Annotated in this window: 15 protein-coding genes; 14 read left to right on the top strand and 1 reads right to left on the bottom strand. The window is 63.2% G+C overall.

Annotation, left to right across the window (positions count from 1 at the left end):
• The first annotated feature begins 156 nt into the window (after positions 1–156).
• From A5733_RS14060 to A5733_RS14025, 8 genes are all read left to right on the top strand, one after another.
• On the top strand, positions 157–450 hold the full coding sequence (locus tag A5733_RS14060; RefSeq protein WP_067774542.1) for a PE domain-containing protein: 294 nt from the start codon (positions 157–159) through the stop codon (positions 448–450).
• Between the two features lie 35 nt (positions 451–485).
• Positions 486–1,814 (top strand): PPE family protein, encoded by a 1,329-nt coding sequence (locus A5733_RS14055; protein WP_076240561.1) that lies wholly within the window; start codon positions 486–488, stop codon positions 1,812–1,814.
• Positions 1,815–1,906: 92 nt separating this feature from the next.
• Positions 1,907–2,209 (top strand): WXG100 family type VII secretion target, encoded by a 303-nt coding sequence (locus A5733_RS14050; RefSeq protein WP_067774546.1) that lies wholly within the window; start codon positions 1,907–1,909, stop codon positions 2,207–2,209.
• A gap of 30 nt (positions 2,210–2,239) precedes the next feature.
• A complete protein-coding gene (locus tag A5733_RS14045) occupies positions 2,240–2,527 on the top strand; it encodes a WXG100 family type VII secretion target (RefSeq protein WP_067774549.1) in 288 nt (95 codons plus the stop codon).
• 131 nt (positions 2,528–2,658) lie between these two features.
• Positions 2,659–4,083, top strand: a complete 1,425-nt coding sequence (locus A5733_RS14040) for a MinD/ParA family protein (protein WP_076240560.1) — start codon at positions 2,659–2,661, stop codon at positions 4,081–4,083.
• The gene (gene eccD, locus A5733_RS14035; RefSeq protein ID WP_076240559.1) at positions 4,080–5,612 is read left to right on the top strand and encodes a type VII secretion integral membrane protein EccD; all 1,533 of its coding nucleotides are present in this window, start codon (positions 4,080–4,082) and stop codon (positions 5,610–5,612) included. The genes A5733_RS14040 and eccD overlap by 4 nt, the downstream gene beginning before the upstream one ends.
• 82 nt (positions 5,613–5,694) lie before the next feature.
• The gene (locus A5733_RS14030; protein ID WP_076240558.1) at positions 5,695–6,033 is read left to right on the top strand and encodes a DUF4333 domain-containing protein; all 339 of its coding nucleotides are present in this window, start codon (positions 5,695–5,697) and stop codon (positions 6,031–6,033) included.
• A 14-nt stretch (positions 6,034–6,047) separates the two neighbouring features.
• Entirely contained in the window at positions 6,048–6,527 is a 480-nt protein-coding gene (locus tag A5733_RS14025; protein ID WP_076240557.1) for a hypothetical protein, read from the top strand.
• 501 nt (positions 6,528–7,028) lie between these two features.
• Here the strand turns inward: A5733_RS14025 and A5733_RS27120 are convergent.
• Positions 7,029–7,484 (bottom strand): hypothetical protein, encoded by a 456-nt coding sequence (locus A5733_RS27120; RefSeq protein ID WP_142253992.1) that lies wholly within the window; start codon positions 7,482–7,484, stop codon positions 7,029–7,031.
• Positions 7,485–7,601: 117 nt separating this feature from the next.
• Between A5733_RS27120 and A5733_RS27510 the strand changes: the two genes are divergently transcribed.
• From A5733_RS27510 to A5733_RS27935, 6 genes are all read left to right on the top strand, one after another.
• Positions 7,602–8,540 (top strand): EspA/EspE family type VII secretion system effector, encoded by a 939-nt coding sequence (locus A5733_RS27510; protein ID WP_076240555.1) that lies wholly within the window; start codon positions 7,602–7,604, stop codon positions 8,538–8,540.
• Positions 8,533–8,853, top strand: a complete 321-nt coding sequence (locus A5733_RS14010; protein ID WP_076240554.1) for an ESX-1 secretion-associated protein — start codon at positions 8,533–8,535, stop codon at positions 8,851–8,853. Before A5733_RS27510 ends, A5733_RS14010 begins: the two co-directional genes overlap by 8 nt.
• Positions 8,854–8,903: 50 nt before the next feature.
• Positions 8,904–9,500, top strand: coding sequence for a hypothetical protein (locus A5733_RS14005; RefSeq protein ID WP_233152689.1), 597 nt, complete (start codon positions 8,904–8,906; stop codon positions 9,498–9,500).
• A 259-nt stretch (positions 9,501–9,759) separates the two neighbouring features.
• Positions 9,760–10,557: a type VII secretion target gene (locus A5733_RS14000; protein ID WP_076240553.1), complete on the top strand. Its 798-nt coding sequence runs from the start codon at positions 9,760–9,762 to the stop codon at positions 10,555–10,557.
• Between the two features lie 33 nt (positions 10,558–10,590).
• Positions 10,591–11,790 carry a hypothetical protein gene (locus A5733_RS27115; RefSeq protein WP_076240552.1) on the top strand — a complete coding sequence of 400 codons (1,200 nt, stop codon included), beginning with the start codon at positions 10,591–10,593 and terminating at the stop codon, positions 11,788–11,790.
• Positions 11,787–14,222, top strand: a complete 2,436-nt coding sequence (locus tag A5733_RS27935; protein WP_233152688.1) for a hypothetical protein — start codon at positions 11,787–11,789, stop codon at positions 14,220–14,222. The genes A5733_RS27115 and A5733_RS27935 overlap by 4 nt, the downstream gene beginning before the upstream one ends.
• The last annotated feature ends 243 nt before the right edge of the window (positions 14,223–14,465 follow it).

Raw genomic sequence — 14,465 nt, 5'->3', positions numbered from 1 at the left:
AGTTAGTATCTAATCAACGCACTCAGCAACGCTGGCGGCAGCCCGTCAGCAAAGGAATCGGGGGACAGGTTCCTGGACGGCTTGGCAAACTTTCTGCCACGTCGACTTTGAGTGCTTGTCCCCGTGCATTTGGAAACGAAACAGGGGAGCAAGCAAATGCAACCGTTGATGCACAACCCCGGCGCCGAAGGCGTTGCGGCACAGGTGATCGCAAACGCGGCCCGTGGTCTGGCCGGTGGCACCACCGCTGCTGCGGCGGTTACCGCGCTGGTTCCGGCCGGCGCTGACGAGGTCTCGGCAATGGCTGCCATGGCCTTCGCCAGCGAGGGTGTGGAGGCTCTGGCGGCGAACTCGTTCGCCCAGGAGGAACTCACCCGGGCGGGTGCGGCCTACGCCGAGATCGCGGGGATTTACAACGCGGTCGACGCCGCCCAGGCAACCACTCTCTAACAGCCACGATTCGTCAAAGATAGGGTCTTCCAGCAATGGTCGCGGCACTCCCGGTCCTACCCACCTGGATAGCGTTGCCTCCAGAGATCAACACCGCACGCTTGATGTGCGGTGCTGGTCCGGCGCCGATGCTCCAGGCGGCAACGGGCTGGGAGGGCTTGGCGATCCTGCTGGAGACCCAGGCCGACGAGCTGGCCGGCGCGCTCAGCAACCTGACCTCCGTGTGGAGCGGCGGGGCGAGTGAGCGTGCGGTGTCGGCGACGATGCCGATGATCATGTGGCTGCGGACGATGGCCTTGCAGGCGCAGAAGCGGGCGTTGCAGGCCAGTGCCCAGGCAAGTTCGTACACCCTGGCGCTGACCACCACTCCGCCCATTCCGGAGATCGAGCAGAACCACGTCACCCACGCGGTGTTGGAAGCGACCAACTTCCTCGGCATCAACACGATGCCGATCGGGCTCAACGAGTTCGACTACTTCGTGCGGATGTGGAACCAGGCCGCCGGGGCGATGGAGGCGTATCACGCCGAAACCACCCTCAACCTGCTGTTCGAGCCCATCATGCCGATGACGCCGATCGTGCTGCCGGGAGTCGGCGAGTCGACCGCGGCGGCGGCGCCGACCGCGACGGCGCCGCGGGCGGCCCAAGGGATGATGCGCAACGCGATCATCGAGGGCGTCAGTGCCAAGGCCACCATCGAGTCGGTGGCGTTGGTCTCCGGAAATGCCGCAGCCCAGGCGAATATGGCCGAGCAGCGGGCGGTCGGCGCGGCCAACAAGGGTGAGAACGCCGGGCGCCAGGAGCAGGATTCGTCCGAGAAGAACCCCATGCAGCAGGGCATGCAGATGGTCATGCAGATGGGGCAACAGGCCGGGCAGCTCGCGGGGCAGATCCCGCAGATGCTGCAGTCCCAGATGCAGACGATCACGCAGCCGCTGCAGCAGGTGACCCAGATGGTCAGCCAGTTCACCGGCATGGGCGGCAGCCAGTCGGGCATGCAGTCCGGGCTGATGGGCGCGATGCCGTTCTCCAACCATCCGCTGGCCGGTGGTACGGGGCCGGCCTCAGGCGCGGGGCTGGTGCGGGCGGCCTCGCTGCCCGGAGCGCTGGGTTCACCACCGCGCACCGCGCTGCTGTCGTCGATGTTGGGCATCAGCGGCGAGGCCAAGCCGGGCGCATTTGGTGGGGCCGCGGGCGCGGCAGGTCCGGTGGCGCCGGTCGGGAGCGGCGCCGGCGGAGGCGGCGGGGCACCGGTCAACGCCGCCAAGAACAAGGAAGAGAAGAGCGGCGGCACCAAGGACGGCCTGGTGTCACCGACAGCACTCACGTACGACCAATCAGTAGAAGATGACGACGACTGGTAAGTCGTCCACCACAAAGACTTTCCGGCCACCCGGCCGGAGGACTCGCCAATCATCACTGGTGAGGACAAAGGGAAAATAAGGGGAAATCCAACATGGCACAGATGAATACAGATGCCGCCGTCCTCGCCAAGGAGGCTGCTAACTTCGAGCGCATCTCCGGTGAGCTCAAGAGCGTCATCGCTCAGGTCGAGTCGACCGGCAGCACCTTGGCTGCCCAGATGGTCGGCCAGGCCGGTACCGCCGCGCAGGCTGCGCTGGCGCGGTTCCACGAGGCTGCTGCCAAGCAGATCCAGGAGCTGAACGACATCTCCAACAACATCCACACCTCGGGTAGCCAGTACTCGGCCACCGACGACGATCAGGCCGGCAACCTGGCCTCGTCGATGAACATCTGACCTAACTGACCTCAAGAACGGAGACACAACATGACAGAACAGGTTTGGAATTTCGCCGGTATCGAGGGCGGTTCGGCTGAGATCCAGGGCGCCGTCGGCACCACCGCCGGCCTGCTGGACGAGGGCAAGGGCTCGCTGGCCTCGCTCGCCTCGGCGTGGGGCGGCTCGGGTTCGGAGGCCTACCAGGCCGTTCAGACCCGCTGGGACAACACGTCCATGGAGCTGAACCAGGCGCTGCAGAACCTGGCCCAGACGATCAGCGAGGCGGGGCAGACCATGTCCCAGACCGAAGCCGGCGTCACGGGAATGTTCGCCTAGTTAACGGGCAACACGCACGCATGCATTGGTGGGCGGGTAACCGGTCTATCTTTTGATAGGCCGAACCCGCCCACCACTTGTGCTTGGGTGTAAAGATCTAACCATCTGTTTTGACTATCTGAGGGGTCCCCATGTCGGCCGACTATGACCGGCTCTTCCACTCGTCGGAACCGGGTAAACCGGTCGACGACGCCACCGCCATCGTGGACAGAGATGCCATCCTGAAGGCCGCCGCGGCCGCGCCGCCACCGCCCGTACCGGTCGGGGAAACCAGTTCCACGGATGTACCGGTGGCTCCCACCGCATCCACCCAGACTCAGGCTGCCGCGCAGCCGCGGCATGCGGAGACGACGCCGCAGATGCCCGCGCCGATGCCGCAGCCTCCGGCGACCGCGCCGCAGTGGCCGCAGAATTCGATGCTGCGGGCGCCGCAGCAGCAGGCCGGTCAGGGCGCGCGCCACGAGCAGGCCCGGTCCATGCCCGGCCCGGCGCCGCGCGTCGCGCCCGGTCCCGCGCCGTCGCAGTTCGCCGACTTCGACCCTGAGGTCAGTGGTCAGTGGCGGGCAGGGCAGGCGATTCCGACCCCGGCCGCGCCCGGCCCCACCTCGGCTGCCTCGATGGGCAACCACCGCGCGATCGACGCGCTCTCGCACGTCGGGGTGAAGACCGGTGTGAAGATGCCGTCGCAGCGCGGATGGCGCCACTGGCTCTACCTGACCACGCGGATCAACCTGGGTCTGTCGCCCGACGAGATCTACGAACTCGAACTGCACAACCGGATTCGGCGCAACGCCCGCGATTCCTATCAGATCGGCGTCTTCGGCCTGAAGGGCGGCGTCGGCAAGACCGCCGTCACCGTCGCGCTCGGATCGGCGATGGCCAAGGTCCGCGGTGACCGCATCCTGGCCATCGACGCCGACCCCGACGGCGGCAACCTGGCCGACCGTGCCGGACGTCAGTCCGCCGCCACCATCTCTGATCTGCTCGCCGACCAGGAACTGTCGCGCTACAACGACATTCGGGCCTACACGAGCATGAACGGATCCAACCTCGAGGTGCTGTCGTCTGAGGACTACAGCGGTGCCCAGCGGGAGTTCAACGACGAGGACTGGAAGGGCGCCACCGCAGTGGTGTCGCGCTATTACAACCTCGTCCTCGCCGACTGCGGGGCCGGCCTGTTCCAAAAGGCCTCCCGCGGTGTGCTCTCCACCGTGTCCGGCATGGTGATCGTGGCCAGTGCCTCGATCGACGGGGCCCGCCAGGCTGCCATCACGATGGACTGGCTGCGCCAGAACGGATATCAGGATCTGCTCGGCCGGTCCTGCGTTGTGATCAACCACGTGACGCCGGGTAAGGCCAACGTGGATGTCGAGGATCTGGTGCAGCAATTCGAGCGCCACGTGCCCCCGGGCCGTGTCATCGTGTTGCCGTGGGACAAGCACATTGCCCAGGGCACCGAGATTCAGCTCGACCTGCTCAGCGATACGTACCAGCGGCGCATCACCGAGTTGGCCGCGGCCCTGTCCGACGATTTCGACAGGCTTGAACGGCGGTGACCGCGACTACTGCCGCCGCTGACCCCTCGAGCACGACGCCTGGCCGGCCGTCGACCACCCGGGTCACCATCCTCACCGGTAAGAGGATGACGGATCTGGTGTTGCCGGCCGCAGCACCCATCGAGACCTACATCGACGAGACCGTCAGTGTCCTCGGCGAATTGCTCGAGGACACCCCGAAAGACACGCTCGCCGGGTTCGATTTCTCCGAGCAGGGCATGTGGGCGTTCGCCCGTCCGGGTGCGCCGCCGTTGAAGGCCGATGAATCGCTCGACGACGCCGGTGTGGTCGACGGATCACTGCTCACCCTGGTGTCGGTCAGCCGCACCGAGCGGTACCGCCCCCTGGTCGAGGACGTGATCGACGCGATCGCCGTGCTCGACGAGTCTCCGGTGTTCGACCGCACCGCGCTGAATCGTTTTGTCGGCGTGGCGATTCCAGTGGTCTCAACGGCCATCACCGTCATGTCGCTGCTGTCGTGGGACGGTGCCGGCCAGGGCTGGTGGTGGGCGGTGGCGCTCGCGTTGTTCGGTTTCGGCCTGCTCGGCGGAAGCTTCGCGGCGGAGAAGCGTTACGACAACCTCGATCTTTCCGAGAGCCTGCTGCTGGCCTCGATGATCGTGCTCGGTGGAGCTGCGGCGCTGGCCGTGCCGCTGCCCTATGACGCGGATTCCCTTGGGGCGCCGCAACTCGCCGGTGCCGGTGCGGTGGTGTTACTGCTGACACTGGCCACCCGCGGTGGCCCACGCCGTCGGGCCGATGTGGCCTCGTTCCTGGCCGTGTTGGCGATCGCCGTCACGGGCGCCGCGATCACCGTCGGGTACGGCGGGGCCGAATGGGTGCCCGCCGGTGCGATCGCCTTCGGCCTCATCGTGGTGACCAACGCCGCCAAACTCACTGTGGCCGTGGCCCGTATCGCGCTGCCGCCGATCCCGGCGCCCGGCGAGACGGTGTCCAACGACGAACTGCTCGATCCGGTGATCACCCCCGACGAGGTGGACGAGGCATCCCCGACATGGAAGGCGATCATCGCGTCCGTGCCGGAATCGGCGGCGCGACTGCAGGAACGCAGCCTGTTGACCCGTCAGCTCCTGATCGGTTTCCTCGCTGCTGGTGCCCTGGTGCTGTCGGTCGGTGCGATTTCCGTTGTGGTGCAGGGGCATTTCTTCGTGCACAGCATGATCGTGGCGGGTCTGGTGGCCGTGATCTGTGGCTTCCGGTCCCGGCTGTACGCCGAGCGGTGGTGCTCCTGGTCGCTGCTGGCGGCGGCGATCGCGGTGCCGACGGGCGTGATGGTGCGTCTGTGCCTGTGGAATCCGGGCAATGCCTGGCTGGTGCTGGTGATCTACACGGTGCTGGGCCTGGTGGCGGTGATCGCGGTGGGTGCCACCGACGGCGTGCGTCGCGTGTCCCCGGTGACCAAACGCATCCTGGAGTTGACCGACGGTGCGGCCATCGCAGCGGTGATCCCACTGCTGCTGTGGATCGCCGGCGTGTACGACCTCCTGCGGAACCTGCGCTTGCACTGACGTTTTGGGCTTGTGTCTCAGGGCCTTTGGGGCCCGGAGGCCTCGCTGGCTGTGGCCAATTGCGTATCAAAGGGGGGATCACATGAAAGCAACGTCGAATATCCGTGTGGCTGCTGCGGCGGGGCTGGTTGTTGCGGCCGGGCTGCTCGGAGCATGTTCTGGGCACGTCGAGATTGGGAAGACCGCCGGCGTCGACAAAGAACAGCTCGCGAAGGTCGTCAAGCAGAAACTTGAGGCCCAGGCGGGCTCCAAGGCCGATTCTGTGGTGTGCGATGACGATCTGCCGGCCAAAGTCGGTGCCACTCAGCGGTGCGTGCTGACTGTCGACGGCACCAAATATGGCGTGACCGTCACGGCCAACTCGGTCGACGGCGGCAAAGTCAACTTCAATGCCAAGGTTGACGACGAGCCTATGGGCTGAGTGGATTTCGCGGCATGGGTTTGTTTTCGCGGCTGAGCGGCAACCGTAAACCTGATCCAGATGTTGTCCCGGTGTCGTCGCACGAGTTGTGGCATCGCTTGATGGGGCTGAACAATGAAGCGGCGCCGTGGCATGTCCGCAGGGGCGATGACGAAGAGGTCGATCTCGTCGCCGAGTGGAAACGAGGCCACCCGTACTGGCAGCCGATCTTCGATGATGTCAACGTCAACGACACCTACATCATCCGGATGGTCTTCGACCATGAAAAGAAGGAAATCCGCGCCAAGGACAGAGCTCGGGAGTGGAAGCGTGATTCCGACGATCCCTTGCACTGGAATCAGACGAAAACCAATGGTGATCTTCGCTTTTCGGTGACCGGGTGGGTCAATGGCCAGCGATATGACTTCGATACCAACGACATGAAGAATCCGATCCGCGACGTCGTGGCGGCCTCCGGGTGGACATACCGGGCCTTGATTTTTCGTGGTTTGTGACGGGCGCTCCGTTAGTCGCGAAAGCTGAGCCAGACGGATTTACGGCCTACCCCGACGGCGACTGCGGACCCCTTCCCTGCGCAACCGCGCGGCTCATCGCTTGGAGCACGGCGCCGCGCTTAGTCCTGAAGTCGGTTCCGTCGCGCTCGATGCGCGAATCGCCGCTGTGTGCATCCTCGGTCTTTACCGCAGTGTCACTCGGTTTGGGCTCATAGTGCGGCGGCGTCAAGCCCATGCCTCCGAGGATTTCCTCGCACCTGGCCGCTTCAGCAGCCAGCTCGGGGTACGGCGCCACCCACAGCCGCTCGCCCGGCCAACGGGCCCAGAACGCCGACGAGAATGTATATAGACGGGCCCGCTTCTGATATTCCGACTTCTTCGTATACCACGCGGCCACAAAAAATAGGAGTGCACATGTAATACCGATTATCAGAATAACGGTGATCAAGAAGGGAACCGGCCCCTCAAATTGAGAACGCAGATCGAATTGAGCAGCGGATATCACTGGGAATACCTCCCGGTTGCAGGCTGTCGCTCGCGCTCAGCGGCCGAGTTTAACGCCGCTACTACGGTATCGATCCAATGACGTAACTCAGAAATCTTGCTTCCTTCAGCGCCGTGCGGGTAGCTCTTCGAATTATCGGAATGTTCAAGAACAAAGATCAAAGCCCAACACCGCTGCGCTTCATCGCTCAGCTCACTGTAAGGCGCGAAGTTCAGTTGGTCCTGCGGCCAACGCGTGCGGAATTCAGCCGATTCCTTTTCCAACCGTCGACGGTAAGCATTCGGCCGGTTGGTGAAGCACCACCACCAGAGGAACCATCCCACTAGACCAACCAATCCTGCGCCAATCGCGACGGCGCACACGAGTGCGATCAGGTTGGCCAATGCCTCCTCAGGAGTGTCAGGCCAACTACGCCCGGACAGCGGTTCGATTGCCACAGCAAGGGCCAGCATGGCGGCAGTCTACTGGGCTTGGGCGTCAGTTGAGGGCCGCCAGCTGGCCAAAAATGGCGCATGGACGGTGGCCGAGACCCTGTTAGGGTTACGTAGTCAAGAGGAAGGTGGGGATTAATGGGCCTGCTAAACCTGGATTCGGTGAAATCGTTCGCCGAATATACCTTCGCCGCCAAGGGGGCTTATGAGCACTTGGATGCGTTAGGCTCAGATGACCCGGGAAGTGTATTTCTGGCCAAGGCAGGTCTGGTCGCAGACGGTATTGGCGCTACCCAAATGGTGGGGGAGCTCGGTATTGCGAAATACGGAGATAAATTCGTCAATAAACTTCCACAGAATCTGAAGGTGTTCGGCGAGTCAACTCCCGGATTGAAATCCGCGTACAGCCCGGCGCGCCAGATGAAGGGGCTCGGCACGCCCATTATCGGCGCGGCCCTTCTGGCCATCAATGGGTTGCAGTTGATGTGCGGTGTGGGAGATCCGGAGACCGGTGACCGGTTTGCGAAGGGGGCTGATGGCTTCAATCAGATCTCAAACGCATTGGACCAGACTAAGCCCACCGAGCAGTGGCGTAGCAGTGGATCAGAGGCCTACGCGGCTCAGAATGAGCGGCAGCAGGAACGCGCTGCAACGATGAGCAAAATTGATGCCGAAGTGAAGGGCATCATCGCTGACGAGGCGGAGCAGATAAAAAACACGCGGGACGCCCTCGATATCGTCGCGACGTCCCTGACCGTCATGATTCCGATTGCGATTGTCATCGGAAAGATTCCCCCTACGGGCCCGGCGAATCAGATGGCGTTCGAGCTCGGTGCAGTAGCGGGAGCTATGCCCATCGCGTTAGGCGCGTTCGGGACGATGGAGGCGCTGACGTTAGGGAATGCGCAGAAATTCCAGCAAGCCGCCAGCGCCTACCGAGAGGTCGCCGCCGGCGCCAAGCCCACGGCGGCACCGCCGGCGCTCATATCGCCGCCCGGGGGAAGTACGAGGTCACGGCCATGGTCACCGTCCGGCGGCGCATCGACAGGAACCGGAGAGGGATCGATCAATGTCTGAGGGGATGCTTGGCGTCACTACGGCGCATGTCCGAGCACTCGCCGACGGGCAGAGCACGGTGAAGGACTATCTCGAGCAGGTATCTCAGGTGACTGATGGCGTCAGTGCCTCCATGATGGTCAATCATGGGCCGGTCTGCGCGGTGAGTATCACCGCCTTGGCTTTCGCCAACAGTGCCCGCGAGGCTGCATGTGCGGCGATGGCCTCTGTGTCGGAGGATCTGTCGGAGAAACTGAACGTCGCTGCGTCGGGATACGACCAGACGGACTGCCAAGCCGGAGGGTGGCTGGACAAAGAAATGCATCCACGGTGACCGTGGCTGACGGGTATCGAACGGTGCGCTGCAATTGGTATGACTGACACATGACGCCTGATGGTTCGGACAATTGGGACGACACCGAGGACGACAGCGGACTCGATGCGCTCGACTTCGACACTCCAGTGATCGATGACGACAGCTCCGATCTCGACGTGCTACCGGATTACGCCCTGGACGACGCCTGCCAGGTCGGCTTGCATGACGACGGCTTTGAAGCAGTCCACGACTACGCCAGCCACGAAGTCGAGGACTTCGAGGACGACGGATTTGAGGCGAGCGACGGCGAGGCGGAACCCGAAGATGAAGAGCAGATTCCGGTCGTCCAGGCTGTCAACCCACCGGGAACTGTCACCGTTGCCGCCTACCTCAATGGCTCGGTTGCCCGGGTGGATTTGGATCCGAAGGTGACGATGTTGACGGAGGCTCAGTTGGCCGACGAGGTCCGGTTCGTGGCTGGCGTGGCAGCCAAGCGCGCGACCGCGGTGGTGCACATCAGGGTGGTGAACATGCTCGTCGAACAGGGCATGGACTTCCGTGAGGCACGAGACTTCGTGGGTACCAACATGCCCTACGCGACCCCGGAACAGGCCGGTGAGGCCGAACTTGCACTCATCGCGCGCCACTCCGAACAGCACGCCTGACTTGCTATCACTGGGCAACCGAGACCGTTTGCACGAGCGTGAGGTAACTGGGTGCGGTGAGCACTGACCTCTATAGATTCGTGCCCGAGACCTGGCCTGGCCTCGGGTAGCATTTTTCTGGACTAGTGGTAGAGGGGCCCATGACGGTCGTCGCTGGAATGATGGGTTTTGGCGGTCGCACCTCGCCGTTGGACATTGACCTCCGGCGGCTGGTGCGCGTGGCCGTGAGTTCCTCGCGTCTACTTGATGGGGGTGTCTGATGACCGAGATGCGGGTCAACGTCGCAGAACTGCGGGCGGGCAGTTTGGGTTTTAAGGATGCTGCCGACGCGCTCCCAGATGCACCCAGTGCGTTCCCGTCGCTTGGTGAGGATCGATTGGCGCAGGCGTTGACGAGTCGCACTAACGAGATCGAAGCGCCGTTGCAGCAGTCTTTGCCAACCACCAGGAATGATGCGCGGACGACCGCCACCAATATCGGCGTGGCAGCTGATCGGTATGAGCAGACCGATCAGCAGGCGCATACCGACCTCAAAGCTCGGTTGGCCGAGTTCGACTCGCAGTTCGGCACCTCAAGCGGGAGCGCCGGCGGCGGGGCGACGGATGCAATGGGCCAGTTCGGTCAGATGATGCAGATGCCGATGCAGATGGCTCAGCAGTTGGGTCAAATCCCAATGCAGATGGCTCAGCAGTTGGGGCAGATTCCGCAGACCATCATGCAGGGTGTGCAGCAACTCGGTCAGATGGGCGGCGGACTCGGCCAAGGCGGTGCTACGGGGGCAGACGGTTCGGGAACCGGTGCCACTGGGCCGAAGTCAGATACTGAGCAGTCCGCCGCCTCGGATGACGAAAATCGCGACGACCGGGATGAGCGCGAGGATCGGGACGAGCAGAAGGATTCGGATGAGCAGCGAGAGGACGCGGCCGCACCCGACGGTGCGGCGGAGCGAGCTCCGGTAGCCGAATCGCCGGCGGCTCCTGCACCTTCTGGCCCGACGGTAGAGGCTGCGCCCGTCCAGCGGCCGAGGCCGCCGGTTGATCCTTCAGTGTTGTTGTGACCGATTAAGTGCTCTTGACGTGAAGGTTTGGTGATGACGCTTCCTCCCCAGGGTCCGTATGGTTCACAGCCCTCCGAGGGTGGTGGGCCGCAATGGGGTGGGCCGCCGCAAGGTCCTGGTGCCCAGCAGCCATACGGTGGTGGTCCGGCCGGACATCCGCAGGGTGGCCCGCAGTATGGGCAGCCTGGAGCGCCCTGGCCACAGCAGCCGTGGGTAGGCGGCCCTCCGCAACCGTCGAATAACGGTGGTGGCAAGGGCAAGTGGATTCTGATCGGACTGGCGCTTGTCGCGGTCATTGCTGTCAGCGTGGTCGGCACTGTGCTTGTTCTTCGGCCCGATTCGGGTGGGGGTAACGGCCAGTCCAACACCGCCAACGGTGCCTCCGAGTTCGCTAGTGCCAACGACACCGGGCCGGTGAATATCGTTACCGAAGACCCCACGTGTGAAGCATGGACAAAGATCTCGCATGAGATGGATGCGGCTGTCCCGGGATGGAATAAGCAAGATTATTCTGTGCCGGCGGCAGAGTGGTCGCAGGAACAGCGAGAGGTGTTTAATAAACAGGCGGAAGTACTTGCAAGCGTAATCCCCAAAGTGGCTAACCTTGCCAAGAAGACACCCCACAGGGTGATGCGTGAACTCTACGGCCAATTCAACGCATATGCCCAAGCGGTCATAGACTCGATTCCAACATACTCAACTGCAGATAACGAACTAGTTGCCGCGTCAAACAAATTTACTGGCGCGTTGATTCGGGTGTGCGATGCGATCTACTTCCATGCTGCGCAACAAACGGCTCCATTAGTAGACGTGCCAGCCCCCCCGTCCGAGGTAAATCGGCCAGAGGGCGATGGAAAGCAAGTGCCCGTGCGATTTTTGTCGGATAACAGTCACCAATGTGGCGATTGGATTCCGATGGTGGCGCGGTTCAATGACAATACTACGGCGTGGCGTGGAACCGATTCTAAACTTTCAGTTGCGGAATGGACGTCGGAGCAGAGGGCCATCATGGATGCTGTGGGCCCTGTGATGACAATTTATGCTGACGATATGGAACGTCTGGGCAGAGGCAGCAGCAACCCGATCTGGGAAGACTTCGCAGTATTCGCGGCGCAATACATGCGGGCGTATGTCCAGGCGATTCCGACCTATAACTCGAACGTCAGCTATATGGTTTCCCAGGCGACATCCGTCGCAAACGCGATCAATTGGGCGTGCAAGGCGGCATCGTGAACGCGGTTTCCAATCCTGTGAACGGTGGTCCGGTGCTTCCTACCGATCTCATGGGCCTTGCAATGCTGGGCGAGTCTACGATTAGCAAGCCGACGGGAAAATATCTCGATATTATGACTGGCCCGGACGCATGGCCGGATTTTGATGAATCGGTGTTCGATCAGCGAAAAGCCATGCTGGGCGCACTGCAAGTGGCAGTCACTCTTGCCCGTATGGGGTGGGATGCGACACACGCAAATATTTTCAACGGGGAACTCGTGTGGGTGGGCGACAGTGCGACGGCAGCTGGGACTAAGGCCCAGCAGCACAGCGAGGCGATGCAGCAGATCCAACAGCAACTGACTGATGCCATGGAATGGTGCGGCACCGCTCGGTTGACCGCCATGATGGCGAAAAAGGCAATTTACGATTTTTCTATGACTAAAGATCGGGAGATTACGGATCTCCTGAACGAGGCGACCGACAAGGGGGAGGACGCTTCCGATAAGGCGCAGGACATTGCCGAGCAAGCCTATCGTGCCAACAAGCAATTTCTTTCCGATCTGGCCGCCAGCCTAGTCGGAGGAACCAAAGCGGACGTGCCTCCGTCATCTGATGGTCCTGCCGCCACACCACTCGATAACGGCACGGAATCTCCTGGTTCGCCGGAATCCAATGGGGAGTCGTCGGGTTCGGGTTCGGGTCGTCCGGGGTCTGCTTCATTTATGAGTGGCCAAAACCCGGAGAACTCGGATGGCGAGGATAAGACACCCGGAAGTTCTGAGGATCCGGCCGCGGTGGATTATGGGGCTGCGGATTCGACTGGTCAGGACACGCCAAAAGCGGCGGCACCCGTCGATGGTGGCCCAGACCCTGCGGCGGCGGTAGATTATGGGGCTGCAGATTCGACTGGTCAGGACACGCCAAAAGCGGCGGCACCCGTCGACGGTGGCCCAGACCCTGCGGCGGCGGTAGATTATGGGGCTGCAGATTCGACTGGTCAGGACACGCCAATTGCGGGCGCACCCGCGTTTGTCGCGCCGAGCGTCACCCCGCCAGGATCTGGCACGAAATCACCCGCGAGCCCAATGTCTCCGTCTATCCCCGCAGCGCCGGGGGCTCCAAGCCTCGGTGGAGCTGGTGGTGGGTCCAGCGCCGCTAGCGGAGCGAGCAGCCCATTGAGCAGTGCAGCTTCCGCAGCATCGGGTGCAGGCAGTGGCTTGGACCCGTCGAAGGCAGCAGCAGGTGCTGAGGCGCTCGCCGGTCGTGCGCCTGTGGATCCGCTGCAGCAATTCTCGCAGGGGCTTGCGGATTCAGCGGGAACCCCGGTTCACAGCGCGTCCGCGGGCGGCAGCGCTCCACCTCCATTAGCCCCGTCTCCCACGGTGCCGGCCGGCGACACCATGGCCCCAGCCAGCACAGGCGCTGCGTCGACATCCGTCAGCAGTGCACAGGCTCCTGCCGCGCCGGTGCAGGCTCCGGCATCAGGCGGCGGAATGGGCATGGGTGGCGGAATGCCGATGGGTTCGCCACCGTTGGGTCCGCCGCCGACGGCGCCTCCTGCTGCACCGGTTCCGCCGCCGGCGGCAGCTGCTCCGCCTCCCGGACCCGTGCAGCCGGCGAACATCGCTGGCGGCGCCCAGGTTGCGCCTATTCCGGTGTCGGCCGCGCGGGCTGAACGCGATGCCGCACAGAACGCAGCGAAGCGGACCGGCTCGGGTCCCTTGGAGTTGGCCCGTAGGATCGCTGCGGCGCTCAACGCTCCTGATATGGCCAACGTCGAAGACTTCAACTTCTTCTGGATCACGGCGGTCACCGTGGACGGGCGAATCGCGGTGGCCAACAACTACGGGCTGGGTTACTTCCCCGCGCAAGTCAATCTGCCCGATCAGGTGGTAATGGTCTCCGCAGATGAGTCGATCTCGCCTGCCGAGCGCGCCACCTGGGCCACGTATCCGATTCTGGCAGTCCAGCGTTGGGCGCAGGAGAATGACACGACCTTGCGAGCGGTGATTGCGCTTGAGCACCAGTTCACCAACGCCGATTCCGGCGTGCACCAGGAAGTTTTGGCGCCAGAGGACATTCCGGCGAAAGGGAAGATGGCTGGCCGTGACCGTCTGCAGGTCATTTCCCCGCAGATCAGCGGTCGACTGGCGCAAATCGGTGATGGCGACCTGGTGAAGATTCTCCCGCCGGCGCCGGTTGATACGAATCCGCCCGAGGACCGCCGATCGGACTTGTGGGACAAGGTGTGGCAGCCGTTGTTCAGCGGCGCCTCCAACCGCGGTCAGGTGCACCTACAGGCATTCTTGGCGTATGCAGAGCATGCCCAGGAGTGGGCCGTCTATGAGGCACACGCCGTCGGCGACGGACCCGGGCAACGCCGGGCCGTTGCCGACTTCATCTACTGGCAGCACGTCGGACAGCTGGTTGCTGACGCGATCGCGGAGTAGATTGCCACTGTTCGCGCCAGGATTGACGGCGTCTAGCAAAGCCATGCGTAGCAACGTCGGCTGAGGTCGAGCGGACAGAAAGTGCCGCATTGCATGCCCCTGACGGGCCCTTATGATTGTCGCGAGAAAGCGGTATGGCTTGTTCGGCCGACATTTCGTTTTTCGTGAGGGGCGCGTGGGACGGTCGGTCGGCGTCATCGGCATAGGGAGGATGACTAGCTGTGGCAGAGGAGTTGGGGTGGA

This window comes from Mycobacterium sp. NS-7484, assembly GCF_001953975.1.
GTDB lineage: Bacteria > Actinomycetota > Actinomycetes > Mycobacteriales > Mycobacteriaceae > Mycobacterium.
The sequence above is the reverse complement of the archived record's forward strand: the minus strand, read 5'-3'. Positions and strand labels throughout refer to the sequence as shown.

What these genes read in the sequence shown, in the direction of transcription:
- A5733_RS14010 (WP_076240554.1), top strand. Translation starts at nt 8,533, where the DNA reads ATGTCTGAGGGGATGCTTGGCGTCACTACGGCGCATGTCCGAGCACTC.
- A5733_RS27510 (WP_076240555.1), top strand. Translation starts at nt 7,602, where the DNA reads ATGGGCCTGCTAAACCTGGATTCGGTGAAATCGTTCGCCGAATATACC.
- A5733_RS14025 (WP_076240557.1), top strand. Translation starts at nt 6,048, where the DNA reads ATGGGTTTGTTTTCGCGGCTGAGCGGCAACCGTAAACCTGATCCAGAT.
- A5733_RS14045 (WP_067774549.1), top strand. Translation starts at nt 2,240, where the DNA reads ATGACAGAACAGGTTTGGAATTTCGCCGGTATCGAGGGCGGTTCGGCT.
- A5733_RS14000 (WP_076240553.1), top strand. Translation starts at nt 9,760, where the DNA reads ATGACCGAGATGCGGGTCAACGTCGCAGAACTGCGGGCGGGCAGTTTG.
- A5733_RS27115 (WP_076240552.1), top strand. Translation starts at nt 10,591, where the DNA reads ATGACGCTTCCTCCCCAGGGTCCGTATGGTTCACAGCCCTCCGAGGGT.
- A5733_RS14040 (WP_076240560.1), top strand. Translation starts at nt 2,659, where the DNA reads ATGTCGGCCGACTATGACCGGCTCTTCCACTCGTCGGAACCGGGTAAA.
- A5733_RS14050 (WP_067774546.1), top strand. Translation starts at nt 1,907, where the DNA reads ATGGCACAGATGAATACAGATGCCGCCGTCCTCGCCAAGGAGGCTGCT.
- A5733_RS14005 (WP_233152689.1), top strand. Translation starts at nt 8,904, where the DNA reads ATGACGCCTGATGGTTCGGACAATTGGGACGACACCGAGGACGACAGC.
- A5733_RS14060 (WP_067774542.1), top strand. Translation starts at nt 157, where the DNA reads ATGCAACCGTTGATGCACAACCCCGGCGCCGAAGGCGTTGCGGCACAG.
- A5733_RS14055 (WP_076240561.1), top strand. Translation starts at nt 486, where the DNA reads ATGGTCGCGGCACTCCCGGTCCTACCCACCTGGATAGCGTTGCCTCCA.
- A5733_RS14030 (WP_076240558.1), top strand. Translation starts at nt 5,695, where the DNA reads ATGAAAGCAACGTCGAATATCCGTGTGGCTGCTGCGGCGGGGCTGGTT.
- A5733_RS27120 (WP_142253992.1), bottom strand. Translation starts at nt 7,484, where the DNA reads ATGCTGGCCCTTGCTGTGGCAATCGAACCGCTGTCCGGGCGTAGTTGG.